Origin of the sequence: Alloyangia pacifica (assembly GCF_020524285.1) — a bacterium.
GTDB lineage: Bacteria > Pseudomonadota > Alphaproteobacteria > Rhodobacterales > Rhodobacteraceae > Salipiger > Salipiger pacificus_B.
Genome location: NZ_JAIVKX010000001.1, coordinates 84,531 through 109,103, shown reverse-complemented (window position 1 = coordinate 109,103; position 24,573 = coordinate 84,531). Strand labels below are relative to the sequence as shown.

General features: G+C 69.6%; 21 protein-coding genes and 2 riboswitches. Of the genes, 12 read left to right on the top strand and 9 right to left on the bottom strand.

The window, feature by feature from the left end:
- Positions 1–104 precede the first annotated feature (104 nt).
- From phnF to LC039_RS00480, 4 genes are all read left to right on the top strand, one after another.
- A complete protein-coding gene (phnF, locus tag LC039_RS00495) occupies positions 105–842 on the top strand; it encodes a phosphonate metabolism transcriptional regulator PhnF (protein ID WP_226621103.1) in 738 nt (245 codons plus the stop codon).
- Positions 843–899: 57 nt separating this feature from the next.
- Positions 900–2,081, top strand: a complete 1,182-nt coding sequence (locus tag LC039_RS00490) for an alpha-D-ribose 1-methylphosphonate 5-triphosphate diphosphatase (RefSeq protein WP_226621102.1) — start codon at positions 900–902, stop codon at positions 2,079–2,081.
- 128 nt (positions 2,082–2,209) lie between these two features.
- On the top strand, positions 2,210–3,187 hold the full coding sequence (locus tag LC039_RS00485) for a substrate-binding domain-containing protein (protein WP_226621101.1): 978 nt from the start codon (positions 2,210–2,212) through the stop codon (positions 3,185–3,187).
- Between the two features lie 116 nt (positions 3,188–3,303).
- Complete coding sequence (locus tag LC039_RS00480; protein ID WP_226621100.1) at positions 3,304–5,583, top strand: methyl-accepting chemotaxis protein; 2,280 nt, start codon at positions 3,304–3,306, stop codon at positions 5,581–5,583.
- Between the two features lie 92 nt (positions 5,584–5,675).
- On the opposite strand, the gene LC039_RS00475 is transcribed toward LC039_RS00480, so the two are convergent.
- From LC039_RS00475 to phnC, 5 genes are all read right to left on the bottom strand, one after another.
- Positions 5,676–6,308, bottom strand: coding sequence for a chloramphenicol acetyltransferase (locus LC039_RS00475; RefSeq protein ID WP_226621099.1), 633 nt, complete (start codon positions 6,306–6,308; stop codon positions 5,676–5,678).
- Entirely contained in the window at positions 6,309–7,619 is a 1,311-nt protein-coding gene (gene phnE / locus LC039_RS00470; protein WP_226621098.1) for a phosphonate ABC transporter, permease protein PhnE, read from the bottom strand. It lies immediately after the preceding gene.
- Position 7,620: 1 nt separating this feature from the next.
- A complete protein-coding gene (gene phnE / locus LC039_RS00465; protein WP_226621097.1) occupies positions 7,621–8,487 on the bottom strand; it encodes a phosphonate ABC transporter, permease protein PhnE in 867 nt (288 codons plus the stop codon).
- Between the two features lie 142 nt (positions 8,488–8,629).
- A complete protein-coding gene (gene phnD / locus LC039_RS00460) occupies positions 8,630–9,529 on the bottom strand; it encodes a phosphonate ABC transporter substrate-binding protein (RefSeq protein WP_226621096.1) in 900 nt (299 codons plus the stop codon).
- A 50-nt stretch (positions 9,530–9,579) separates the two neighbouring features.
- Positions 9,580–10,398, bottom strand: a complete 819-nt coding sequence (gene phnC, locus LC039_RS00455; protein WP_226621095.1) for a phosphonate ABC transporter ATP-binding protein — start codon at positions 10,396–10,398, stop codon at positions 9,580–9,582.
- Between the two features lie 307 nt (positions 10,399–10,705).
- Between phnC and LC039_RS00450 the strand changes: the two genes are divergently transcribed.
- From LC039_RS00450 to thiD, 3 genes are all read left to right on the top strand, one after another.
- Positions 10,706–12,097, top strand: coding sequence for a hypothetical protein (locus LC039_RS00450; RefSeq protein ID WP_226621094.1), 1,392 nt, complete (start codon positions 10,706–10,708; stop codon positions 12,095–12,097).
- 30 nt (positions 12,098–12,127) lie between these two features.
- Positions 12,128–13,186: a dipeptidase gene (locus tag LC039_RS00445; RefSeq protein WP_226621093.1), complete on the top strand. Its 1,059-nt coding sequence runs from the start codon at positions 12,128–12,130 to the stop codon at positions 13,184–13,186.
- Between the two features lie 168 nt (positions 13,187–13,354).
- Positions 13,355–13,473, top strand: a riboswitch (TPP riboswitch).
- A 34-nt stretch (positions 13,474–13,507) separates the two neighbouring features.
- Entirely contained in the window at positions 13,508–14,338 is an 831-nt protein-coding gene (thiD, locus tag LC039_RS00440; RefSeq protein ID WP_226621092.1) for a bifunctional hydroxymethylpyrimidine kinase/phosphomethylpyrimidine kinase, read from the top strand.
- On the opposite strand, the gene thiE is transcribed toward thiD, so the two are convergent.
- The 4 genes from thiE to fabD all read right to left on the bottom strand — a co-directional run bounded on the left by thiE (position 14,335) and on the right by fabD (position 18,994).
- The gene (gene thiE / locus LC039_RS00435) at positions 14,335–14,964 is read right to left on the bottom strand and encodes a thiamine phosphate synthase (RefSeq protein WP_226621091.1); all 630 of its coding nucleotides are present in this window, start codon (positions 14,962–14,964) and stop codon (positions 14,335–14,337) included. The genes thiD and thiE overlap by 4 nt on opposite strands.
- The gene (gene thiM, locus LC039_RS00430; protein ID WP_226621090.1) at positions 14,961–15,764 is read right to left on the bottom strand and encodes a hydroxyethylthiazole kinase; all 804 of its coding nucleotides are present in this window, start codon (positions 15,762–15,764) and stop codon (positions 14,961–14,963) included. The genes thiE and thiM overlap by 4 nt, the downstream gene beginning before the upstream one ends.
- A complete protein-coding gene (thiC, locus tag LC039_RS00425; RefSeq protein WP_226621089.1) occupies positions 15,761–17,596 on the bottom strand; it encodes a phosphomethylpyrimidine synthase ThiC in 1,836 nt (611 codons plus the stop codon). The genes thiM and thiC overlap by 4 nt, the downstream gene beginning before the upstream one ends.
- 129 nt (positions 17,597–17,725) lie before the next feature.
- Positions 17,726–17,844: riboswitch (TPP riboswitch) on the bottom strand.
- A 214-nt stretch (positions 17,845–18,058) separates the two neighbouring features.
- Complete coding sequence (gene fabD, locus LC039_RS00420; RefSeq protein ID WP_226621088.1) at positions 18,059–18,994, bottom strand: ACP S-malonyltransferase; 936 nt, start codon at positions 18,992–18,994, stop codon at positions 18,059–18,061.
- A gap of 276 nt (positions 18,995–19,270) precedes the next feature.
- Here fabD and LC039_RS00415 point away from each other — a divergent pair, with 276 nt between their 5' ends.
- The 5 genes from LC039_RS00415 to LC039_RS00395 all read left to right on the top strand — a co-directional run bounded on the left by LC039_RS00415 (position 19,271) and on the right by LC039_RS00395 (position 24,515).
- Positions 19,271–20,503: an ABC transporter substrate-binding protein gene (locus LC039_RS00415; RefSeq protein ID WP_226621087.1), complete on the top strand. Its 1,233-nt coding sequence runs from the start codon at positions 19,271–19,273 to the stop codon at positions 20,501–20,503.
- A gap of 161 nt (positions 20,504–20,664) precedes the next feature.
- Entirely contained in the window at positions 20,665–22,524 is a 1,860-nt protein-coding gene (locus tag LC039_RS00410; RefSeq protein WP_226621086.1) for an ABC transporter permease, read from the top strand.
- Positions 22,521–23,291 (top strand): ABC transporter ATP-binding protein, encoded by a 771-nt coding sequence (locus LC039_RS00405; RefSeq protein WP_226621085.1) that lies wholly within the window; start codon positions 22,521–22,523, stop codon positions 23,289–23,291. Before LC039_RS00410 ends, LC039_RS00405 begins: the two co-directional genes overlap by 4 nt.
- Entirely contained in the window at positions 23,284–23,985 is a 702-nt protein-coding gene (locus tag LC039_RS00400) for an ABC transporter ATP-binding protein (protein ID WP_226621084.1), read from the top strand. Before LC039_RS00405 ends, LC039_RS00400 begins: the two co-directional genes overlap by 8 nt.
- Positions 23,986–24,068: 83 nt before the next feature.
- Positions 24,069–24,515 (top strand): MarR family winged helix-turn-helix transcriptional regulator, encoded by a 447-nt coding sequence (locus LC039_RS00395; RefSeq protein WP_226621083.1) that lies wholly within the window; start codon positions 24,069–24,071, stop codon positions 24,513–24,515.
- The last annotated feature ends 58 nt before the right edge of the window (positions 24,516–24,573 follow it).

Genomic DNA, 24,573 nt, shown 5'->3' with positions numbered 1-24,573 from the left:
TTGCCGATTTGTCTAGATAACTATACAACTATACATGTGATACGCCCAGCACCCCGAGTCGGGCAAGGGTTCATTGCATGAAGTTTCGGTGACAGAGGTTCCCTATGCCCCGCTCCCCCGTCTGGCACGCCATCGCCACCACGCTCGAAGCCGAGATCTCGCGCGGCCACTACCGCCCCGGCGACAAGCTCCCGACCGAGGCCGAACTGGCCACCCGCTTCGGCGTCAACCGCCACACGGTGCGCCACGCGCTGAAGGATCTCGGCGATCGCGGCCTCACCCACTCGCGGCGCGGCGCGGGCGTCTTCGTGCGCATGGCGCCGATGGACTACCCGATCGGCGGGCGCACCCGGTTCAGCCAGAACGTCCGCGCCTCGGGCCGCCTGCCCGACCGCCGCCAATTGCGCATGGAGACCCGCCCCGCCGACGAGGCCGAGGCCGAGGCGCTGCAGCTTGTCCCCGGCGAGGCGCTGCTGGTGCTCGAGGGTATTTCGCTGGCCGGCGGCGTGCCCATGGCGCATTTCGTCTCGCTCTTTCCGATCACCCGCCTGCCCGGTCTCGACGCGACCCTTCGCGAGGTGACCTCGGTCACCGAGGCGCTGCGCCGTCACGGCATCACCGACTACACGCGCGCGCAGACGCGGCTCACCGCCGAGCCGGCCTCGGCCACCCAGGCGCTGCACCTGAACCTGCGCGAAGGCGAGCCGCTGCTGCGCTCGTCCTCGATCAACCTCGGGCCGGACGGCGCCCCGGTGGAACAGGGGCACACCTGGTTTGCCGGGGACCGCGTGGCGCTGACGATCAACCACGAGGATATCGCTCCCGTCACGTCACGCCCATGACACAGACGCGGGGTAGAACCGCTTGAAACCCCAGAGCAGCCACGGCGGGTAACGAGCATGACAGCCCTTCTTCCCCCCTTGCGCCTGACCGGCGCGACCCTCCTGCGCGACGGCGCCCTGCAGAAGCGATCTCTGGTGATCGAGGACGGTGTGATCAGCAAGGGGCCGCGGCCCGAGGTTGACCTCTCGGGCTACCTCGTGCTGCCCGGCATCATCGACCTGCACGGCGACGCCTTCGAGCGCCATATCGCGCCGCGCCCCTCCGCCCCCTTCCCGATCATCGCCGGCCTGCGCTGGACCGACCGCGAGGCCGCCGCCCATGGCGTCACCACCGCCTGGCTGGCGCAATGCTGGAGCTGGGAGGGCGGCATGCGCGGCCCCGACTTCGCCGAAGAGGTGATGGCCGCCCTCGCCGCCTACCGCCCGCTGGCGCATACCGACCTGCGCCTGCAGATCCGCTGCGAGACCCATATGCCCGACACCCGCGAGCGCATGCTCGCCGCGATCCGCGCGCATGGCGTGGATTACGTGGTGTTCAACGACCACCTGCCCGAGGCGCTCGAGGTGGCCGACCGCGATCCGCACCGCCTTGCGCTCTGGGCCGAACGCGCCGGCGAGACGCCCACAAGCTTCGTCGCGCGCCTGCGCGAGGCCCGCGCCCGCTCGCGCGACGTGCCGCGCCACCTCTGCGCGCTCGCCGAGACCTTCGACAGCCACGACATCCGCTACGGCAGCCACGACGACCCCGACGGCGACACCCGCGAGTACTACCGGCTGATCGGCGCCCGCATCGCCGAGTTCCCCACCACCGTCAGCGCCGCCAAGCTCGCCCGCGCCTTCAACGACCCGGTGCTCATGGGGGCGCCCAACGTGGTGCGTGGGCGCAGCCAGGCGGGCAATGTCTCGGCCCAGCACCTGATCGCCGCCGGGCTCTGCGACGCGCTTGTGTCCGATTACCACTACCCCTGCCTTGCCGAGGCCGCCTGGACGCTGGTCGACAAGGGGCTGAAGACGCTGCCCGAGGCCTGGGCGATGATCTCGACCACCCCGGCCGAGATCATGGGGCTGGTCGACCGTGGCAGCCTCGCGCATGGCAAGCGCGCCGACTTCGTCGTGATCAACGAAGACAGCCGCGCCATCGAGGCGACGGTGAGCGGCGGACGGCTGACCTACCTCGCCGGCGAGGCCGGGGCACGGCTGGTCTCGGCGATGCAGGGCCAGCGCATGGCGGCGGAATAGCGCGCGCCCCGGAAAACCCCGGAAACGGCGGCCTTAAACGGTTGTTCACCCCTCCTGTCGTATGCCCCGGACAGCCGCCGCACCGCCGCGGCGGCTGTCCGGAGATCAGCTCCCCAGGAGGTCGTCCCATGCCACCGAAGCTGCGGCCACGGCGCCACTCTCTCATCCGTGCTCTCCCAGCAGCGCTCGGACTTGTCCTTGCCGCGCTGCTGGTCCCGCACCAACTGCACGCCGAAGGCCGGATCAGCATCATCGTCAACGACCCCGAGAATCCCTTCTGGGCGGCGGAGGGCGAGGTCGCCAGCACCACGGCGGCCGAGCTGGGCTACCGCGCCGTGGTCACCGCGCATGAGGGCAACGCGCTGATAGAGGGCGCGAAAGTCGACAGCGCGATCGCCGCCGGGGTCGACGCGATCATCCTCGATCCGGCCGATGCCGAGGGTTCCACGGCCTCCGTCGCCCGGGCCGGGGCCGCCGGCGTGCCGGTGTTCGTCGTCAATTCCGGCCTGGCCCGCAGCGGTCTCGCCGTGGCGCAGCTGCTGTCCGACAACGCCCAGGGCGCCGAGCTCGGGGCGCGCCGCTGGCTGGCAGAGATGGGCGAGCACGCCGCCTACATCGAACTGCTCGGCGCCCCGGGCGACCCGAACGCCGCCATCCGCTCGAACGCCTATACAGCGGTGCTCGGCGCCGCGCCGGGCCTCAGCCGGGTCGCCGCCGTGGCCGCCGACTGGAGCCGCGACCAGGGCTACGAGCAGACCCGCAAGCTGCTCGCCGAGCGCCCCAGGGTCACCGGCATCCTCGCCGGCAACGACGAAATGGCGCTCGGCGCGGTCGCCGCCCTGAAAGAGGCCGGGCGGCTCGACAGCGTCACCGTCGGCGGCTTCGACGGCACGCCCGAGGCGGTCGCCGCCGTGCTGGCAGGCGAGCTCGCCTATACCGTGCTGCAACCCGTCGCGCGTTTTGCCGACGAGGCCGTGCGCCAGGCCGATCACTACATCCGCACCGGCACGCCGCGCGAGCATCGAGAGATCCAGCTCTTCGACTGCCAGCTGATCGACCGGGAGGCCGCCGCGCGGATGCGCGCGCCCTTTGTCCTCGGCGAGTGACGCCCCGGGCGAACGAGCCGCGCCGGAATTAGGCGCTTGTTCAGGCTTTCGTGGTTGAAAGTCCTCATCCGGCGGGGCCGCCCCCCGATCTTCGCGAGCAACCACAGGAACACGCCATGCCCCGCCTGCGCAGCCTTTCGGTCGCCATCAAACTGCCCGCCCTGATGATCGCCATCGCCTTCGGCTGCCTGGGGGTCGCCGGCGCCATCGCCTACCGGGTCTCCTACGACCAGTTGATGCAGGAGGTGTCGTTCCGTCTCTCCGCCGTGCGCGACACCCGCGCCGCGCTGCTCGAGGACTGGTTCGACGACAAGCTCGAGGCGCTTGGTGATTTCGCGAAGGAGCCGCGCACGGTCGAGGCGGCCAGCGGGCTGCTGAGCGCCTATCGCGGCCTCGGCCCCGACGCGAATGATCACCTGCGGCAATACTACGTCGACGAGAACCCGAACCCTCCCGAGGCCCGCGACGCCCTGGAAGAGGCCGGCGACACCACCGCCTACTCGCTCTTTCACAAGAAATTCCACGCCGCCCTGCGCAGCGAGGTCGAGGCGCTGGACCTGCGCGACCTGCTGCTCGTCTCCGCCACGGGCGAGGTCTTCTACTCCGTGCGCAAACAGGGCAGCTTCGCCATGACGCTCGAGGAGGACGGCGGCGCGCTCGGCGCGGCGGTCCGCGGCGCCCTGGCCGAAGGCGCTGCTTTCGGCTTCGGGGATTTCGCCCCGGACCCGGCCCTCGGCGGCGAAATCGCCGGCTATCTCGCCCTGCCTCTGGCGAACGAATGGGGCGATGTCACCGCGGCGCTGGTCTTCGAGCTCGACGAGGCGGAAGTCGCCTCGATCCTCGCCATGCCCTCGGCGCTCACGCCCACGACCCGCATCGCGCTGGTCGGTCCGGATTTCACCCGCCGCAGCAGCACCGACCTCGCCGGGCAGACCGGCGCCCTGGGCACCGCGGCGCCGGAGAACCCGGCCCTGGCCGCAGCGCTGGCGGGCGAGCGCGGCGTGACCGGGCTGACCCTGCCGGATGGCGCCAGCGTCACCGCCGCCTACCAGCCGGTGCTGTTCGGCGCTCCCGGGACGCCCGGCAGCACGACCTGGGCGCTGCTCGCCGCCGAGCCTGCCGAGGTGATCGCCGCCGGTCCGCGCGCCATGCTCGCAAAGCTCGCCCGCGCCGCCCTGCCGGCGCTGATCGTGGCGCTGCTGGTCGCCTGGCTCGCCGCGCGCAACCTTTCCCGTCCGCTGGGCCGGATCGCCGCAGCCGTGGGCGAGGTCGCGGCGGGCAAGCTTGACCGCGACGTCCCCGCGCAGCGCCGCGGCGACGAGATCGGCCGCATCGCACGGGCGCTCGACGCGCTGCGCGAGGATCTGCGGCAGAACCGCGATGACCTGGACTCCGGCGCCAGCGCCCGCGCCGCCATGCAGAGCGCGCAGTCGGACGTGGTCGAGGCACTGCAATCGGCGCTCTCCCGGCTCGCCGACGGCGATCTCGCCAGTTCCATCGCGCAGCAATTCCCCGAGGAATACGAACGGCTCCGCGCCGATTTCAACCGTGCCACCGACCGGCTGCAGCAGGCGATGATCGACGTGTCGCAGAGCGCCGAGGCGATCCACCATGACGTCGACCACATCGCCCAGGCCTCCGAGGACCTCGGCCAGCGCACGGAACGCCAGGCCGCCACCGTCGAAGAGACCGCCGCCGCGCTCGACCAGCTCACCGCCTCGGTCTCCGAGGCGGCGAAGAATGCCGCAGAGGTCGATGCCATCGTCGGCCAGGCCCGCGAGGGCGCCCAGGCAAGCGGCGTGGTGGTGCACGAAACCATCGAGGCGATCGGTGTCATCGAAGCCTCGTTCCAGCAGATCTCCGGCAATATCAAAGTGATCGACGACATCGCCTTCCAGACCAACCTGCTGGCGCTCAACGCCGGGGTCGAGGCGGCGCGCGCCGGGGATGCCGGGCTCGGCTTCGCTGTGGTGGCCTCCGAGGTGCGGCTTCTGGCGCAGCGCTGCTCCGAGGCGGCGAGCGAGATCAACACGCAGATCACCGCCTCCTCCGACCATGTGCAGAACGGCGTCCGGCTGGTCGGGCGCACCGGCGGCGCGCTGAAGGACATCATCGAGTCGATCCGCACCATCGCCGACCGGGTCAGCGCCATCGCCGAGTCGGCGCGCGAGCAGTCGACCGGCCTGTCGGAACTCAACAGCGCGGTGAGCGAGCTCGACATGACCACGCAGAAGAACGCCGCCATGTTCGAGCAGACCTCTGCCGCCAGTTCCGACCTGCGCTCCGCCGCAGAGGGGCTGCGGCAGAACGTGGGCAGGTTCACCCTCGGCCGCCGTGGCGAGAGCTGGTCGGAAGACGCGCCGCGCCACGACGCTCCGAAGGCCGCCTCCGCATGAAGCTGCGCGGCCTTACGCGCCGCTGCCGATCCACCGCCCCCGCCGCGACGGCGGCGGTTGACTGGCACAACCCCGGCGCGCCATGCGCCGGGTCAGGCGGGCTCAATGGTCGCCCCCTCGTATGTCTCGAGAAACGCCTCCGCCGGCATTGCCCGGAAATCCGCCAGCCGCGCGCGCAGCACCTCGTGCGGCCAGTCCCACCAGGCCAGCGCGATCATCCGCTCGGCCAGCGCCGGCGCGAAGCGGGGGCGCAGCGGCTGCGCCGGCACCCCTGCGACGATGGTGTAGGGGGCGACGTCCTTGGTCACCACCGCCGAGGAGGCGACCACCGCGCCATGGCCGATGGTCACCTCCGGGCGCACCACGGCACCATGCCCGATCCAGGTGTCATGGCCGATGCAGGCGCGGCGCGCGTGGCGGGCGGCGAAGAAGTCCTCGTCGCGCCCGCTGTCGTCCCAGTAGTCCTCGGACCGGTAGAGGAAATGGTGCAGCGAAGCGTTGCCCATCGGGTGGTCGGTCGGCCCGATGCGGGTGAAGCTGGCGATATTGGCGAACTTGCCGACGGTGACATTTGCCAGGTCGGCGTAGCGGTCGCAGTAGGAATAGTCGCCCATCTCAACGCGGTTCAGCCGCGAGCCACGGCCGATTTCCACGTAGGCGCCCAGTTCCGAGCCGCTGACCTCGCAGTCCGGATGCAGGAAGGGGTCAGGTCCAAGACGCGGCATTCAAAGCCCCTTGATGAGTTTGCGGCGCAACCAGCCCGAGGCGCTGTCCATCGCCATGACCATGAGGATCACCAGGATGATGTAATAGGTCACCTCTTCCCAGTCCTTCTGGGTGATCATCGCCTGGGTCAGCAGCAGGCCGATGCCGCCGCCGGTGATCGCGCCGATGATGGTTGCCGAGCGGGTGTTGGATTCCAGGAAATAGAGCACCTGGCTGACCAGCACCGGCACGACCTGCGGGATCACCCCGAAGCGGTAGCGCTGCAGCGGTTTGGCCCCGGTCGAGGCGACGCCCTCGATCTGCTTGCCGTCGACATTCTCCAGCGCCTCCGAGAAGAGCTTGCCGAACGATCCGGTGTCGGTGAGCAGAATGGCCAGCGCGCCGGTCATCGGCCCCGGGCCGAAGGCGCGGCTGAGCACGATGGTCCAGATCAGCCCGTCCACCCCGCGCAGGAAGTCGAAGACCCGGCGGGTGGCGAAGCGCAGCGCCATGAGCGGCGCGAAGTTCTTCGCCGACAGGAAGGCCAGCGGCAGCGCGACCAGCGCCGCGCCCATGGTGCCGAGAAAGGCCATGAGAAGGGTCTCGAAGATCGCCCAGGCGACATCCTCGTGGCGCCACATGGCGTTGCCCCAGAAGTCCTGCCAGGCGCCTGCGAGATTGCCGCGCGCCGGGTCGATCTGCGCGCCGAAGAGGATCTCGCCCAGCCCGCGCCCGTGGTAGGGGCTGTCGAGGGTGAAGAAGAACAGCTCCCAGCCCGGGAAGTAGCGGAAGAGCTCGGTCTTCGAACGGGTCAGTGCCACGCGCGCGCCGTCGGTGGTGACCTGGAGGCGCGAGGAAGAGGTGGAAATCCAGTCCGGCAGACCGTCTTGCGGCAGGTTGCTGACGATGCTGCGGCCCTCGAGCCGCGCCTCGATCAGCCCGTAGCCGGGCACGTCCCAGCGGAAGCCGTTGCCGGGCAGCAGGATCACCTCCTGCCCGCCCTTCAGCGCGACGCGGACCGAGCCGTCGTCCTGCGCGGCCACCCAGTCCGGCGCGCGGCCCTCTGGGTATTCGCCCTTGCGCTCGCCCTCGATGGCGACCTCGAGGCCGCCGCCGCGGTTGTCGCGGGTGACATGGGTCTTGTAGCTCCAGGTGTCGGCGAGCAGCGTGCGGGCGTTGTCCCAGCGCGCCCGCTCGGCCAGCCCCGGCAGGTCAAAGGCGAAGAAGATATAGGCCAGGTACACGAGGACCAGGGCAGGCAGGCCGAAGGCGACGATCTTCTTGCGGCGGAAGACCCGGTCGGCAGAGGCGTAGAGCGCGGCGTCGGCCATCTCACTGGCCTCCTTTCTTGGACGAGATCATGGCGTTGCGCACATGGCTCGAAAGCTGATCGAAGACGACGATGGTCAGGAAAAGCAGCAGGAAGATCGCCGCCGCCTCGTCGAAGCGGCCCTTGCCCCAGGCCATGGCGTTGCGCAGCTCGTAGCCGATGCCCCCTGCGCCGACGAAGCCGAGGATCGCCGAGGCACGGATATTGATCTCGAAGCGCAGCAGCGCGTAGCTGAAGTAGTTGGGCGAGACCTGCGGCACCACGCCCAGCCACATGCGCTGCAGCCAGGTGGCGCCGACCGAGGAAAGCCCTTCGACGGGCTTGAGGTCGGCGTTCTCGTTGACCTCGGAGAAGAGCTTGCCGAGCGCCCCGGCGGTGTGCAGCGCGATGGCCAGCATGGCGGGCACCGGCCCGCCGCCCAGCACGAAGATCAGCACCAGCGCCACGACGATCTCGGGCACCGCGCGCAGGATGTCCATCAGGCGGCGGAAGACCGTGATCAGCCGCGGCCAGCGCGCCAGCCCCCGGGTCGACAGCAGCGAGAGCACGATCGCCCCGGCGGCGCCCAGCAGGGTCGAGACCGCGGCGATGTTGATCGTCTCGACCAGCGCCGGGAAATAGCGCAGCAGGTGGCCGGGCAGCCGGTCGAGCTTGGGCAGCGTGTCGGCGATCACGTCGGCCGGGAAGTCGAAGACCTGCGGCAGGCCGCTCCAGAAGCCGCCGGCGTTGCGCGAGTCGGCCAGCATGAAGCCGGAGATCATCAGCAGCGCGAAGATCGCGAGGGTCAGCCCGCCGTAGAGGCGCCTCTGCGCCATCAGGGCCAGGTAATGGCCGCGCGGATCGTGGGGGGCGTCTGGGGTCTGGGTCATCGGCGGGTCCTGCGGCGCGCTGAGCGGGCCGCGGCCGCGGCCCGGTCAGGCGGGAATTTCTGATGGGTGTGTCCCGAAGCAAGCTCGGGCGGGAAACCGAAAGGGACCCCGAGCGGCGGCGGGGTCCCCCAGGGTCTTGCGATCAGTTGATCTTCGAGCGGCGGGCCGCGACGATCGACTCGTACTCGGCGTGGGTCACCGGGATGAAGTCCTTGGCATCGCCCGCCGCCACGCCGTAGGCGCACTCGGAGTCTTCTTCCCAGAGGTTGGCGGTCAGTTCGGTGACGGCATCCTTGACGTCCTGCGGCAGCGCCTTGCGGAGCACGAAGGGACCCTCGGGGATGATGTTCGACTGCCAGATCTGCACCAGCTCGTTCATGTCGACGAGGCCTGCGTCCACGGCCTTGCGCAGCGCGCCCGAGTTGTAGCCGTCTTCCCAGTTGCCCTGGCCGTCGGCCCAGGTCACGCCGCCGTCGACGTCCCCGTTGTTCACCGCCACGATGGTCTGCTCGTGGCCGCCGGTGAACACGACGTCGCCGAAATAGCTGCCCGGGGTCATGTCGTAGCCGGCCGCCGCGATCTCGATCGAGGGGATCAGGTAGCCCGAGGTCGAGTTCGGATCCCCGAAGCCGAACTTCTTGCCCTGCAGGTCGTCGAGCGTGGTGATGCCGCTGTCGGCGCGGGCAAACCCGATCGAGTAATAGCCGATGGAGCCGTCGAGGTTCTGCTTGACCAGCACCGGCTCGACCGCCTCGGGGTCGGCGATATAGGTGCCGGCGTATGAGGAGGCGCCCATCCAGGCCGCGTCGATGGTGCCGCCGAGCAGGCCCTGCATCACGCCGTTGTAGTCGGCCGGGGTGAAGACCTTCACCTCGACCCCGAGGGCTTCGGCGATCTTGTCGGCGAAGCACTGGTTCGAGGTCATGCGGTCCTGGGCGTTCTCGCCGCCGAGGATGCCGAGGCGGAACTCGGTGATCTCCTGTGCCTGGGCGGCGCCCACGAGCACGGTGCTGGCCAGAGCGGCTGCGATCAGTTTCTTCATCTTCTGTCCCTCATGTAAGGAGTTGGGCCCGTCCCGATGGGCCCGGGTGATCAGACCGCGACTTCCGCAGCCCGAATTTCCGCCGCGACCACCGGGTCGCGGATCTCGGTGGAGGTGGCGTTCTCCGAAAAACCGGCGCCGGCCCCGTAGATGTCGCGCGCCACGCCGGTGGTCAGCTGCGCCGGGGTGCCGTCGAAGACGATGCGCCCGTCGCGCATGCCGATGACCCGGTCGCAGTAGCGCCGCGCCGTATCCAGCGTGTGCAGGTTGGCGATGACCATGCGGCCGTCCTCGTCGTGGATGCGGCGCAGGTCGTCCATCACCAGCTGGGCGTTCATCGGATCGAGCGAGGCGATCGGCTCGTCGGCCAGCACCACCTTGGGGTTCTGCATCAGCGCGCGGGCGATGGCGACGCGCTGCTGCTGGCCGCCCGAGAGCGCCTCGGCGCGCTTGGCCGCATGGGCCGCGATGCCGAGCCGCTCGAGAATGTCGATGGCGCGATGGATATCCTCGCGCGGGTAGAGGTTGAACATCGTGGCCAGCGAATTGCGCCTGGCCAGCGTGCCGTGCAGCACGTTCGACACCACGTCCATGCGCGGCACGAGGTTGAACTGCTGGAAGATCATCGCGCAGTCGGACTGCCACAGGCGCTTCTCGGAGCCCTTGAGCTGCAGCACGTCACGGCCCTCGAAGACGAGCTTTCCCTCGGTGGCATCGGTGAGGCGGTTCATCATCCGCAGGAAGGTCGACTTGCCGGCGCCGGAGCGTCCGATAATGCCGATCATCATCGGGCGGTCGACCGTGAAGCTCGCGTTGTCCACGGCGGTATTTGCGCCGAAGCGCTTCGTCAGGTTCTCGACGGTGAGCATGGTTCCCCCAGACTGTCCGAGGCGGCTTCTCGCCCCGAACCGTTGCGAGGCTGTGACGTCCCGGATTCGGTTGCGTGTCATTTCGGTGAAGCTTTCGTGACAGGCAGGCGGGACACTCAAATCCGGACCTTTGCCCCGGCGATGCGCCTGATTTTCCCGCGGAACGCGGCGATCCACGCCTGCCCCAGGGGCAATCCGGCACAAGAAGACTGACGCCGGGGCATTGCCCTCGCCCGGCAAGGATGGTCTATGTCCGTACAAAAGCCCGCACGAGACTGGAAACCGCACCGTGCCCACGACCCCACCCGTGACACCGACCCCCCTCACGCGCCTGACCGGCCTTCTGATGGTGCTGATCACCTGCCTCGTGATCGTGCAGGAATGGCACCTTTCCGGTCCTCTCGACTGGCTGGTCGTACCAGCGGTGACGCTGCTCGTCGGCCTGCTGACGCTGCAGGTCGCCCCCGGACGGCGACTCTTCGTCGTCACGGCGGTGCTGCTCGGCCTCGCGCTGGCCTGGCGCGTGGAAGACTGGCAGACGGTGCTGCTCAAGGCCTTTCACTCCGCCGCCTTCATCGCCGCCTTCTTCGCCGCGCTGGCCACGCTGCGCAGCGCCGCGCAGCAGGCGCGCTCGATCCGCGCCGCCGGGAATTTCCTTGCCCTGCAGCCGCCGGGGCGGCGCTACCTGGCCCTGACGCTTGGCGGGCAGGCCTTTGCGCTGCTGCTCAACTACGGCGCCATCGCGCTGCTCGGCAGCCTCGCCACCGCCGCCGCGCAGGACGAGCCCGACGCCGAGATCCGCGCCCATCGCACGCGCCGCATGCTGCTGGCGATCCAGCGCGGCTTCGTCGCTTCGCTGCCCTGGTCGCCGATGTCCTTCTCCGTCGCCATCACCACCTCGCTGATCCCCGGCACAAGCTGGGGCTCGGTGGTGCTGCCCGCGCTCGGCACCTCGGCGCTGATCACCCTGGCGGGCTGGGCGCTGGACACGCTGTTCAAGCCGAAGCTCTCGCAGCCGCTGACGCCGCGCGCCGCGCCCGAGGGCAGCTGGGCGCTGATGACGCCGCTGCTGGTGCTGCTCGGCCTGCTGGTGGTCTCGGTGCTGATCCTGCAATCGCTCACCGGGCTGCGGATCATCGCCATCGTGCTGCTGGTGGTGCCGCTCATGGCCGCGGTCTGGGTGCTGCTGCAGAGGCGCGAGGGCAATGCCCCGCTGCGCACCCGCGCCGCCGAGTTCGTCTTTCACGAGCTGCCCTCCTACCGCGGCGAGGTCACGCTGCTGATGATGGCCGGCTTCATCGGCACCGTCGGCGCGCCGCTGCTGGCGCCGCTGGTCAAGGCCTCGGGCTTCCACCCCGAGGACCTGCCGCCCGCGCTGGTGATGGTCAGCTTCGTCTGGATCATCCCGCTGCTCGGCCAGCTCGGCATGAACCCGATCCTCGCGGTCACGCTGATCGCACCACTGGTGCCGCATGCGGACCAGCTCGGAGTCGCGCCCGAGGCCGTGGTGGTGTCGATCACCGCGGGCTGGGCGCTCGGCGGCATCAGCTCACCCTTCACCGCCACGACGCTGCTCACCGGCAGTTTCGGCAACGTCAGCGCCCGCCACGTCGGTCTGCGCTGGAACGGCGGCTACATGCTGTGCATGCTCCTGCTGCTGTCGGCCTGGGTGCTAGTCCTGGGCTACCTGCTGCTCTGACCCTTCCCGCTCACCAATGAAAGACCGCTCATGACGCTCGCCACCACCCCGCCCATCTTCGACGGCCACAACGATCTCCTGCTGCGCCTGCTGGGTGGCGCGGTCACCGCGAGCGGCGTGACCAACGGCCTCGGCAGCGGCCACATCGACCTGCCGCGCGCGCAGACCGGCGGCTTCGGCGGCGGCTTCTTCGCCATCTTCGTGCCGAGCCCGGCCAAGTCCGGCGACGACATGGAGGCGATGAGCCGCCCGGAATACGACCTGCCGCTGCCCGAGATGGTCCCCCAGCCCGAGGCCCTGGCGACCACATGGCGCGGCGTCGAGGCCTTCGAGGCGCTGACGGAGGCGGGCGCCATCACCCCCTGCACCACCGCGGCCGAGATCGAGGCGGCGCTCGGCGGGCCGAAGATGGCGGCGGTGCTGCACCTCGAGGGCGCCGAGGCGATCGGCCCCGACCTCGAGGAGCTGCACGCGCTGCACGCCCGCGGGCTGCGCTCTCTGGGCCCGGTCTGGTCGCGCCCGACGATCTTCGGCCACGGCGTGCCCTTCCGCTATCCCTCGACGCCGGACACCGGCGCCGGGCTGACCGAGGCCGGCAAGCGGCTGGTCCGGGAATGCAACGCGCTCAAGGTGATGATCGACCTCTCGCACCTCAACGAGAAGGGCGTCGACGACGTCGCCAAGCTCAGCGACGCGCCGCTGGTCGCCACCCATTCCAATGCCCACACGGTGACCACCCACGCCCGCAACCTCACCGACCGGCAACTGGCGATGATCGCCGAGAGTGACGGCATGGTGGGCGTCAACTTCGCCTCGGCCTTCCTGCGTCCCGACGGGCGGATGGATCCCTCCTGCAGCCTCGACGTGGTGCTGCGGCACTTCGATCACCTGATCGAGACCCTGGGCGAGGACCGCGTCGGCTTCGGCTCGGACTTCGACGGCGCGACCGTGCCCGAGGGGATCACCGACATCGCCGGCCTGCCCAACCTGCGCGCCGCGATGACCGCCCATGGCTACGACGCGGCGCTGGTGGAAAAGCTCTGCCACGGCAACTGGCTGCGCGTTCTGCGCAAGACCTGGGGCGCGTAAGGCGCGGCTGAGGGCCCGCTTCTTCTAGGGTCAAATATCCCGGGGGTCCGGGGGCAGCGCCCCCGGCTCTCCTCTCTCCGGGCCGTGCCCCGGCCTTTCGCTGCGCGGGCGATGCCTCGCCCGAAAACCCGCCTCCCCCTTTCCCTCGCCGGCCCGTCTGCTAGGGTGCCCCTCACCTAGGGGGGTCCCGGCAAGGGGCTGAGATACTGCTGGCATCGATGCGGCGCAGTGACCCTTCGAACCTGATCCGGGTCATGCCGGCGAAGGGACAGGTGGAGCTGACCGCATGCCCTCGCCGGCCTCATTTTGGAGGCCGAGCCCTTGAACACCCCCGCCTCTGCGCCGCGTGCGCGCATCCCCAACCTGCTTACCATCGCCGGCACCGATCCCTCGGGCGGCGCCGGGATACAGGCCGATCTCAAGACCTTTTCCGCCCACCGCGCCTACGGCATGAGCGTCATCACCGCCGTGGTCGCGCAGAACACCCAAGGCGTGCGGGCGGTCGAGGCGCTGGCGCCGGCGTTCGTCGCGGCGCAGATCGACGCGGTGTTCGACGACGTGCGGGTCGACGCGGTGAAGATCGGCATGGTCGCCAACGCGGGCATCATCCGCGCCGTGGCGGACCGCCTGCGGGCGCATGGCCCGCGGAACATCGTCTTCGACCCGGTGATGGTGGCCAAGAGCGGCGACGCGCTGCTCGACCCCGAGGCGGTGGCAGCGCTGCGCGAGGAGCTGGTGCCGCTGGCGACGCTCATCACCCCCAACCTGCCCGAAGCCGCCGTTCTGCTCGAGCGCGGCGACGACTGGACCGCCGAGGAGATGGCCGCGGAACTGCCCGCGCTCTCCGCCATGGGGCCCGAGGCGGTGCTGCTCAAGGGCGGGCACCTGTCGGGCAGCCCCGAGAGCACCGACCTGCTGTGGTGGCAGGGCGCCACCCGCAGCTACAGCGCGCCACGCATCGCCACGAAGAACGACCACGGCACCGGCTGCACGCTCTCCGCCGCCATCGCCGCGCTGCTGCCACGCACGGCGCTGCCCGAGGCAGTGGCCGAGGCGAAACGCTACCTGCAAGGCGCGCTCAAGGCTTCGGACCAGTTGGAGGTGGGCGGCGGCCACGGGCCGCTGCACCATTTTCACGGGATCTGGGCCTAGGCGGCGCCCCAGGCGCGGGCAATCTCCCGCGCCGCTAGCGCGGGGTCGCGCTGGCCGCAGATCGCCGAGACCACGGCGACGCCCTGCGCCCCCGCGGCCTTGGCCTGCGCCGCGTGATGCGCCTTGAGCCCGCCGATGGCCACTGCGGGCACCAGGCTCGCCGCCACCTGTGCCGCGAGCCCCTCCCAGCCCACCGGCTGCTTGTGGTCGGGCTTGGTGGGCGTGGCAAAGACCGGCCCTGCGCCGACATAGTCGACAATCGCGGGATCGGCCGCCCGCGCCAACGCGGCGCTCTCCACTGAGAGCCCGAGCAGCATCTCCGGGCCGACCAATGCGCGCGCTTCGGCGGGGGTCATGTCGCCCTGCCCCACATGCAGCCCATCCGCACCGATCACCCGCGCGGCCTCGACATCGTCGTTGACGATCAGCAGCGCGCCCGAGCCCGCCAGCGCCGCCTTCAGCGCCCGTCCGGTCTCGATCATCCGCGCCGAATCTGCGTCCTTGTCGCGGAGCTGCACTATCGTCGCGCCACCTGCCACCGCCTGCCGCGCCGTCTCGACCATGCCGATCCCGGCGCAGAGGCCGGGATCGAGCACCAGGTAGACCGAAAGGTCGAAACGCTTCATGCCGCCTCGACCTCGAGCACCGTCACCTCGGCCCCGGCGTCCAGCGCCCCGGGCGTCAGCGCCTGCAGCGCGTCGAGGAAGCGCGGCGCGAAGCTGCCCGGACCCGAGGCCCCTTCGTGTGCTTGCCTGCCCGCCACGGCGTAATGCGAGAGCGCCGCGACCGTGGCCTCGAACGGGTCGCCGCCGAGCCCGACATAGGCCCCGCAGAGCCCGGTGAGCGAACAGCCGAGCGCGGTGTTGAGCGGCATCCACGGCGAGCCTCCACCGATGCGCACGGCGCGCGCGCCGTCGGTGACGAAGTCGGTCTCGCCGGTCACCGCCACCACGCCGCCGGTCTGCCGCGCCAGCGCACGGGCCGCGGCCTCGGCGATCTCCACCCCGTCGCGCCCGTCGACGCCCTGACCCCGGCTCGCCTCACCGGCCAGCGAGAGGATCTCCGACGCATTGCCGCGGACCACCGTTGGCTTCAGCGCCAGCAGCTCCGCCGAGACCCGCCGCCGCAGCGCCGTAGCCTGGCAGGCCACCGGGTCGAGCACCCAGGGTTTGCCCGCCGCCTGCGTCCCGGCGATGGCCGCCTGCATGCCCTCGACGAAGGGGGCCGAAAGCGTGCCGATATTGACCGTCAGCGCATGCGCGATGCCCGCGAACTCGCCGGCCTCCTCGGCGTCCGAGACCATGGCCGGCGAGGCCCCCGCCGCCAGCAGCACATTGGCGGCGATGTTCATCGCCACGTAGTTGGTGATGCATTGCACCAGCGGGTTGGTGTCGCGCATTTCCTTCAGCAGCAGTCCGGATGTCATGCCTTGTCCTCCTCGGTCATCGGTACGTAAAGTTCTCCGCCCTCGCGGAATTTCTCGGCCATCTTCGCCATGCCCTCCTTCTGGGCCTCGGCGCGGATGTCGTGGCTGATCCGCATCGAGCAGAACTTCGGCCCGCACATGGAGCAGAAATGCGCCACCTTATGCGCCTCCTTGGGCAGGGTCTCGTCATGCATCGAGCGCGCGGTGTCGGGATCGAGCGCGAGGTTGAACTGATCCTCCCAGCGGAACTCGAAACGGGCGCGGGACAGCGCATCGTCGCGGATCTGCGCCGCCGGGTGGCCCTTGGCGAGATCGGCGGCATGGGCGGCGATCTTGTAGGTGATCACCCCCACCTTCACGTCGTCGCGGTCGGGCAGGCCGAGGTGCTCCTTGGGCGTCACGTAGCAGAGCATCGCCGTGCCAAACCAGCCGATCATCGCCGCGCCGATGCCGCTGGTGATGTGGTCATAGCCCGGCGCGATATCCGTGGTGAGCGGCCCGAGCGTGTAGAACGGCGCCTCGCCGCAGGTCTCGAGCTGCTTGTCCATATTGGCCTTGATCTTGTGCATGGCCACATGACCCGGCCCCTCGATCATCACCTGGCAGTCGTGTTTCCACGCCACCTGGCTCAGCTCGCCCAGCGTCTCCAGCTCGGCGAACTGCGCCTGATCGTTGGCATCCGCAATGGAGCCCGGGCGCAACCCGTCGCCTAGGGAGAACGAGACATCATAGGCCCGGGCGATCTCGCAGATTTCCTCGAAGTGCTCGTAGAGGAAGCTCTCGCGGTGGTGGTGCAGACACCATTTGGCCATGATCGAGCCGCCCCGGCTGACGATCCCCGTCACCCGGTTCACCGTCATCGGGATCATGTGCAACCGCACCCCGGCGTGGATGGTGAAGTAATCCACCCCCTGCTCGGCCTGCTCGATCAGCGTGTCGCGGAACACCTCCCACGTCAGGTCCTCGGCGATGCCCCCCACCTTTTCCAGCGCCTGGTAGAGCGGCACCGTGCCGATGGGCACAGGACTGTTGCGCAGGATCCAGTCGCGGATGTTGTGGATGTTTCGGCCCGTGGAGAGGTCCATGACCGTGTCGGCGCCCCAGCGCGTCGCCCAGACCATCTTCTCCACCTCCTCGGCCATCGAGGAGGTCACCGCCGAGTTGCCGATATTGGCGTTGATCTTCACCAGAAAGTTGCGGCCGATGATCATCGGCTCGAGCTCGGGGTGGTTGATGTTGGCGGGGATGATCGCGCGGCCCCGGGCGATCTCGTCGCGCACGAACTCCGGCGTCACGTGGTCGGGGATGGAGGCGCCCCAATCCTGCCCGTCACGCGCGAGCTGCGCCTTGGCAGCCCTGCGCCCGAGGTTTTCGCGGATGGCGACGAACTCCATTTCCGGCGTGACGATCCCGGCGCGGGCATAGGCCATCTGGGTGACAGCCTTGCCGTCTTTGCCCCGGCGCGGCGCATGGCGGACGGGAAACTCGGGCACCAGACGCGCGCCTTCGGCAAAGCCGTTGTCCTCGGGCTTCACGTGGCGGCCATCGTAGCTCTCGGTGTCGGCGCGGGCGCGGATCCAACCCTCGCGCAGGCGCGGCAGACCGCGGTCGATGGCGATCTCGGCACCGGGATCGGTGTAGGGCCCGGAGCTGTCATAGACGGTGACCGGCGGCTCACCGGCCGAGGGGTGCAGGTCGATCTCGCGCATCGGCACGCGGATTTGCGGGTGCTGCGTGCCGGCATGCCAGACGCGGCGCGAGGCGGGCAGCGGCCCGCAGGTGACTGTGGGGGTCTTGTCACCTTTGGTGACGGTCGGGGGAAGGTCTTTCATCGGTCGGAGCCTCCAAGCTCGAAGCGGTGGAGACCCAGTTCCGGTGCGTGAATGGGGTGGCATCGCTGCGGCGAGGACGCGGGTGCGCCCCGCTTGTCCTACCCGCAAGATCCGAGGCCCAGAGCCCCCGGCAACGCCAGTGCACCATCCCTACGCCAGTATGAACTGGATCAGGTTCGTCGGGTCACTGCGCTGCGCGGACGCCAGCAGAATCTCAGCCCCTTGTCGGGACCCCCCGGGTGAGTGGCGCCACCCTGCGGCGAGTCGGTCGGGGCGTCAAGGTGGGGTCCGGGCTCGGCCCTCGGAGGACGGCACGGCCCAACCGGGTATCACCCGAAAGATGAAAAGGTTGCCGGGCTCGCTCCGAACCACGCAGACCGCAGGGCTCGGCCCTCCCGGAAACACGAAGGGCGGCACCTTTCGGCGCCGCCCCCTTTTCAGAATGCATGACGACGAGGCCGCTCAGACCGCCTCGAGCGCGGCCTTCACATCGTCGGGGGCGCCCACGTTGCGCAGGGCGGCGCTGCGCTCGATGCGCTTGACCATGCCCGAGAGCGCCTTGCCCGCGCCGATTTCCCAGAACTCGGTGACGCCCTGCGCCACCATGTATTCCACCGACTCGCGCCAGCGCACCGAGCCGGTCACCTGCTCGACCAGCAGCTCGCGGATGCGGGCGGGGTCGGTCACGGACCCGGCGATCACGTTGGCGACCAGCGGCACGCTCGGCGCCTTGATCTCGACCTCGGCCAGCGCGCCGGCCATGACCTCTGCGGCGGGGGCCATCAGGGCGCAATGGAAGGGCGCGCTCACCGGCAGCAGCAGCGCGCGCTTGGCGCCCTTCTCCTTGGCGATGTCGAGCGCGCGCTCGACCGCGGCCTTGCTGCCCGAGATCACCACCTGCGACGGGTCGTTGTCGTTGGCCGCGGCGCAAACCTCGCCCTGCGCGGCCTCTTCGGCCACGGCACGGGCGGTCGCCAGGTCGAGGCCGAGCAGCGCCGCCATGGCGCCCTCGCCCACCGGCACCGCCTGCTGCATGGCCTTGCCACGGGTGCGCAGCAGCTTGGCCGCATCGCCGACGCTCAGCGCGCCGGCAGCGGTCAGCGCCGAGTATTCGCCCAGCGAGTGACCTGCGACGAAGCTCGCCGCGCCGATCTCGATGCCCTCGGCCTCGAGCGCGCGCATGGCGGCCAGCGAGGTCGCCATCAGCGCCGGCTGGGCGTTCTGGGTCAGGGTGAGCGTCTCGATGTCGCCCTCCCAGATCAGCGAAGAAAGGCTCTCGCCCAGCGCCGCGTCCACCTCGTCGAACACGGCTTTCGCCGCCGGGTAGGCCTCGGCCAGCGCCTTGCCCATGCCGATGGTCTGCGCCCCCTGTCCGGGGAAAATGAAGGCTCGCGTCATGATCGTCTCTCCTAAGGCTCGCGCAATCGGGTTTTGGCGCGCAGTCCTACCGCCAAGCGCCCGCTCGCGCAACGCCCCCGGCGTGCCGGCACATGGGCTTCTTCTCTTTCGAAATCCGCCGGGGGAGCCGCGCGCCTGCGCGGCGGGGGCAGCGCCCCCGGAAGGCCCCATGGCCCGAAAACTGCACCACGGCACCTTGGTATGAGACGCCGCTTCGGCGTAAGAGGGACACAGCGGTCCGCTCCCCGCGCCGCCCAACAGGAGAAAGACACCGCGATGACCCTGCTTCGACGCACCGTTCTGGCCACAGCCGCCGCGCTGGCACTGACCCCGGCTGCCGCGTTCGCCCAGGAAACCCAGGCCAGCCAGGACGCCCCCATCAAGATCGGCGAGATCAACCATTTCAAGCGCCTCGCGGCCTTTGCCGAGCCCTACCGCAAGGGCATCGAGCTGGCGGTGCGCGAGATCAACGCCGAGGGCGGCGTGCTGGGCCGGCCATTGGAATTCATCTTCCGCGACGACCAGGGCGACCCCGCCGAGGCGGTGCGCATCGCCGAGGAGTTGATGACCCGCGACGGCGCGGTCATGCTCACCGGCACGATCCTCAGCAACGTCGGCCTGGCGATCAGCTCCTTCGCGGCCGAGAAGCAGTACGTCTACCTTGCCTCGGAACCGCTGGCCGACACGCTGGTCTGGGGCTCGGGCAATCCCTACACCTTCCGCCTGCGCACCTCGACCTGGGTGCAGGCGGCAATGCTGGCGGAGCAGGCGGCGACCACCGACGCCATCCGCTATGCCACCATCGCGCCGAACTACGCCTATGGCACCGAGGCGGTCGAGGCGTTCAAGGCCAACCTCAAGCGGCTCAAGCCCGAGGTCGAGTTCGTCGCCGAGCAATGGCCGCCGCTGTTCAACATCGACGCCGGCGCCGAGGCGCAGGCGCTGGAACGCGCCAAGCCCGACGCGATCTACAACGTCACCTTCGGCACCGATCTTGCCAAGCTGGTGCGCCAGGGCGGCGACCGCGGTCTCTTCGACGGGCGTGACGTCTATGGCCTGCTGACCGGCGAGCCGGAATACTTCGAGCCGCTCGGCGACGAGGCCCCCGAGGGCTGGTTCGTCACTGGCTACCCCTGGTACGACTTTGCCGAAGACACCCCCGGCGGGGCGTTCGTCGCGGCCTACGAGGAGATGTTCGGGGAGACCCCGAAGAATGGCAGCAACGTCGGGTATCTGACCGCCCTGTCGGTCGCCGCCGCCATCGAGAAAGCCGGCAGCACCGAGACCGAGGCGATCCGTGCCGCCTTCGAGGATCTCGACATCCCCGACACCCCCGTCGGCCCGCTGCACTACCGCGCGCTCGACAACCAGTCGACACTGGGGGCCTTCGTCGGCACCACGGCGCTGAACGATGAAGGCGAAGGCGTGATGGTCGACTGGGAGTACAAGGAGCCGATGCCCTACATGCCCTCGGATGACGAGATCCGCGAGATGCGGCCCGCCGAGTGAAACCGGGGCGGAGAGGCCAAGCCGCCTCTCCGCCGCCCTGCGGTCCTCGCACGGATCGACCGCCCACCACGTCGCGCCGCCGAGCGGCCACGACGGCTCTCCTTGGCCACGCGCCCGTGCCGCCCTAGCCCCAACTCCCGACAGTCGAGCATACCTGCCCCATGGCCTTCTATATCGCCCTGTTCCTGACCGGCCTTGCCAATGCCGCGGCGCTCTTCCTCGTGGCCTCGGGGTTGTCGCTGATCTTCGGCGTGACGCGGATCGTCAACTTCGCGCATGGCTCCTTCTACATGCTCGGCGCCTTCATTGGGGTGACGCTGATGCAGGTGCTGCCGGGCGCGGTGGGCTTCTGGGGTGCAATCGCGCTGACCGGGCTTGCCGTGGGGCTGATCGGCGCGCTGGTCGAGATCGTCGTGCTGCGCCGCATCTACCGCGCGCCCGAGCTTTTCCAGCTTGTCGCCACCTTCGGCGTGATCCTCGTCATCCAGGATCTGGCGCTGATGATCTGGGGCGCCGAGGACCGGCTCGGCCCGCGCGCGCCCGGCCTGCGCGGGGTCTGGCGCATCTTCGGCGAGCCGGTGCCCAAGTATGACATCGCGCTCATCGCCATCACCCCGGTCATCCTGCTGGCGCTGTGGTACCTGATCACCCGCACCCGGCTGGGCATTCTGGTGCGGGCGGCGACGCAGGACCGCGAGATGGTCGGCGCGCTCGGGGTCAACCAGGCGTGGCTCTTCACCGGGGTCTTCGGGCTCGGCTCGGCGCTGGCCGGCTGGGGCGGCGCGCTGCAACTGCCGAAGGGCGGCGCCGATCTGCTGATGGATTTCAACATCATCGGCGCGGTCTTCGTGGTGGTGGTGATCGGCGGCATGGGGAGCCTGCCCGGCGCCTTCATCGCGGCGGTGCTGATCTCGGTGCTCAATGCCTTCGGCGTGGCCTTCCTGCCGCAATCGACGCTGGTGCTGATGTTCGTCGTCATGGCGGCGGTGCTGATCGTCCGCCCCTACGGCCTGCTGGGCCGCGAGGAGGTGGCGGGCGAGCACGGGCAGGTCGGCGCGCCCGAGACCCCGATCCGCCCCTACGGCCCGCGCGGCATGGCGCTGACGACCCTGCTGCTGGCGCTGCTCGCCGCGCTTCCGGGCTTCGCCGAGCCCTTCGTGCTGACGCTGGTGATCGACATCGTGGTCTTCGCCCTCTTCGCCGCCTCGCTGCATTTCATCCTCGGCACCGGCGGCATGGTGAGCTTCGGCCACGCCGCCTTCTTCGGCGGCGGTGCCTATGCGGCGGCGCTGCTGGTCTTCCATACCGAGACGCCGATGGAGCTGGCCTTCCTCTTCGCGCCGCTCGCCGCAGGGCTGCTGGCGCTGGCGATCGGCTGGTTCTGCATCCGCCTGTCGGGGGTCTATTTCGCCATGCTGACGCTGGCCTTCTCGCAGCTCGTCTGGTCGCTGGCCTTCCAGTGGCGCAGCGTCACGCGGGGCGATGACGGGTTGATCAATATCTGGCCGGCGGACTGGCTGAACGGCCCGCTGCCCTACTACTACTTCACGCTGATCCTCGGGGTTGGCGGCATCCTCACCCTGCGCCACATCATCCATTCCCCCTTCGGATACGCCCTGCGCGCCGGGCGCGACAGCCCGCGGCAGGCCGAGGCCATGGGCATCGACGTGCGCCGCGTGCAGCTCGTCGCCTTTGTGCTCGCCGGGATGATGGCCGGTCTGGCGGGCGGGCTCTTCGTCTTCTCCAAGGGCTCGGTCTTCCCCACCGAGCTGGAGATCGCCAAGAGCTTCGACGCGCTGATCGTGGTCTTCCTCGGCGGGGTGAAGACGCTGGCAGGCGGGGTGGTCGGCGCAAGTTTCCTGACCTCGGTCGAGCATTGGCTCACCCGGCTCGAGTACTGGCGGCTGCTGCTCGGGCTGGTGATCATCGCCCTGGTGATCCTGATGCCAGAGGGCATCGTCGGCACCCTGCGGCGGCTGGCCCTGCGGTTGCGGCGCTCGGACGAGGAGGTGTCGCGATGACCGAGATCCTCCGCGCCGAGAGCCTGCGCAAGAGCTACGACGGCTTCCTCGCCGTGGACGGGATCAGCTTCTCTGTCCGCGAGGGCGAGCTGAAGGCCCTCATCGGCCCCAACGGTGCCGGCAAGTCCACCTGCTTCAACATGCTCACCGGGCAGCTGAAACCCACCGCGGGCGAAGTCTACCTGCGCGGCGCCCGGATCACCGGCAGGCCGCCGCGCGAGATCTGGCGGATGGGCGTCGGGCGCACCTTCCAGATCACCGGCACCTACCGCTCGATGAGCGTGATCGAGAACGTGCAGATGGCGCTGATCAGCCACCACCGGCGGCTCTTCTCCTTCGGGCCGCGCGCCTGGAAGCTCTATCGCGGTGAAGCTCTGGAGTTCCTGCGCACCGTCTCGCTCGAGGATCAGGCCGACCGCCCCTGCTCGGTGCTGGCCTACGGCGACCTGAAGCGGCTCGAGCTGGCCATCGCGCTCTGCCACCGCCCGCGCCTGCTGCTGATGGACGAGCCGACGGCGGGCATGGCCCCCTCGGCGCGGATCGAGCTGATGCAGCTGGTGGCGGATATCGTCCGCGATCAGGGGCTGTCGGTGCTCTTCACCGAGCATGACATGGACGTGGTCTTTGCCCATGCGCATCACATCATGGTGCTGAACCGCGGCGCGCTGATCGCCGATGGCAGCGCCGACGAGGTGCGCCGCGATCCCCGCGTGCAGGAAGTCTACCTGGGCGGCGGGACACTCTTCAAGGAGGCGGGCGATGCTTGAGGTTTCGGCGATCCACAGCTTCTACGGCAAGGCCCATATCCTGGACGGGCTGAGCTTTTCCGTGGCGCGCGGCGAGGTGGTCGCCCTGCTCGGGCGCAACGGCGCGGGCAAGTCGACGACGATGAAGTCGGTGATGCAGCTGGTGCCGCCCCGGGCGGGATCGGTGAGCTTCGAGGGCCGCGAACTGGTCGGCCTGCCCGCCTATCGCACCGCCAAGGCAGGTCTCGGCTACGTGCCCGAGGACCGGCGCATCTTTTCCGACCTGACGGTGCTGGAAAACCTCGAGGTCGGCCGCCAGCCGCCGCGCGAGGGCGCGCCGCACTGGACCGTCGCGCAGCTCTTCGAGCTGTTCCCCAACCTCGCAGAGCGGCGCAACAACCGCGGCAAGCACATGTCGGGCGGCGAGCAGCAGATGCTCAGCATCGCCCGCACATTGATGGGAAATCCGGCGCTGCTGCTGCTCGACGAACCCTCCGAGGGCATCGCCCCGGTGATCGTCGAGCAGATGGCGCGCAGTATCCTCACCCTCAAGGCCGAGGGGCTGACCGTGCTGATCTCGGAGCAGAACCTGCATTTCGCCCGCGCCGTCGCCGACCGGGCCATCATCCTTGAATCGGGCCGGAAAAAGTTCGACGGCACCTTTGAAACGCTCGAAAAACAGCCAGAAATCCGCGACACCTACCTCTCGGTCTAGAGTTGACGCCAAGTAGCGCCACATCGAGATTGCGATGCGGTGCCCGGCGGCCTACCTCTTGAAAAGAGGAAGGAGCGCTCATCTTGGCCCAGATGCCCAAAGCCCGCACCAGCGAAGATCATGGCTACCAGCTGCACGAGCAGGTCGGCTTCCTCTTGCGCAAGGCCTACCAGCGCAATTGTACCATCTTCTCCGACAAGATCGATGGCGCGCTGACCCCGATGCAGTTCTCGATCCTGCACCGGCTGGCCGAGGACGGGCCGATGTCGCAGAACATGCTGGGCCGCTCGGTGGCCATGGATGGCGCCACGACCAAGGGCGTGGTCGACCGGCTCAGCGCCCGCGGGCTGCTGCGCACCGAGCGCGATCCCAGCGACCGGCGGCGGCATCTCGTGTCGCTCACCGCCGAGGGGGTGCAACTGGTCAATGCAGCCACCGATGCCGCGATCGAGGTCAGCGCCGATGTGCTCGACCCGCTGAACAAGCGGGAACGCGAGACGCTGATCCGGCTGCTCGCCAAGATCGCCTGAGACCCCAGTACATTCAGCCCCCAGTAAATTCGGAAGCCCGGCGCCGAAGCGCCGGACC

Coding starts and splice junctions, on each gene's coding strand:
- phnF (WP_226621103.1), top strand. CDS start 105: ATGCCCCGCTCCCCCGTCTGGCACGCCATCGCCACCACGCTCGAAGCC.
- LC039_RS00490 (WP_226621102.1), top strand. CDS start 900: ATGACAGCCCTTCTTCCCCCCTTGCGCCTGACCGGCGCGACCCTCCTG.
- LC039_RS00485 (WP_226621101.1), top strand. CDS start 2,210: ATGCCACCGAAGCTGCGGCCACGGCGCCACTCTCTCATCCGTGCTCTC.
- LC039_RS00480 (WP_226621100.1), top strand. CDS start 3,304: ATGCCCCGCCTGCGCAGCCTTTCGGTCGCCATCAAACTGCCCGCCCTG.
- LC039_RS00475 (WP_226621099.1), bottom strand. CDS start 6,308: ATGCCGCGTCTTGGACCTGACCCCTTCCTGCATCCGGACTGCGAGGTC.
- phnE (WP_226621098.1), bottom strand. CDS start 7,619: ATGGCCGACGCCGCGCTCTACGCCTCTGCCGACCGGGTCTTCCGCCGC.
- phnE (WP_226621097.1), bottom strand. CDS start 8,487: ATGACCCAGACCCCAGACGCCCCCCACGATCCGCGCGGCCATTACCTG.
- phnD (WP_226621096.1), bottom strand. CDS start 9,529: ATGAAGAAACTGATCGCAGCCGCTCTGGCCAGCACCGTGCTCGTGGGC.
- phnC (WP_226621095.1), bottom strand. CDS start 10,398: ATGCTCACCGTCGAGAACCTGACGAAGCGCTTCGGCGCAAATACCGCC.
- LC039_RS00445 (WP_226621093.1), top strand. CDS start 12,128: ATGACGCTCGCCACCACCCCGCCCATCTTCGACGGCCACAACGATCTC.
- thiE (WP_226621091.1), bottom strand. CDS start 14,964: ATGAAGCGTTTCGACCTTTCGGTCTACCTGGTGCTCGATCCCGGCCTC.
- thiM (WP_226621090.1), bottom strand. CDS start 15,764: ATGACATCCGGACTGCTGCTGAAGGAAATGCGCGACACCAACCCGCTG.
- thiC (WP_226621089.1), bottom strand. CDS start 17,596: ATGAAAGACCTTCCCCCGACCGTCACCAAAGGTGACAAGACCCCCACA.
- fabD (WP_226621088.1), bottom strand. CDS start 18,994: ATGACGCGAGCCTTCATTTTCCCCGGACAGGGGGCGCAGACCATCGGC.
- LC039_RS00415 (WP_226621087.1), top strand. CDS start 19,271: ATGACCCTGCTTCGACGCACCGTTCTGGCCACAGCCGCCGCGCTGGCA.
- LC039_RS00410 (WP_226621086.1), top strand. CDS start 20,665: ATGGCCTTCTATATCGCCCTGTTCCTGACCGGCCTTGCCAATGCCGCG.
- LC039_RS00405 (WP_226621085.1), top strand. CDS start 22,521: ATGACCGAGATCCTCCGCGCCGAGAGCCTGCGCAAGAGCTACGACGGC.
- LC039_RS00400 (WP_226621084.1), top strand. CDS start 23,284: ATGCTTGAGGTTTCGGCGATCCACAGCTTCTACGGCAAGGCCCATATC.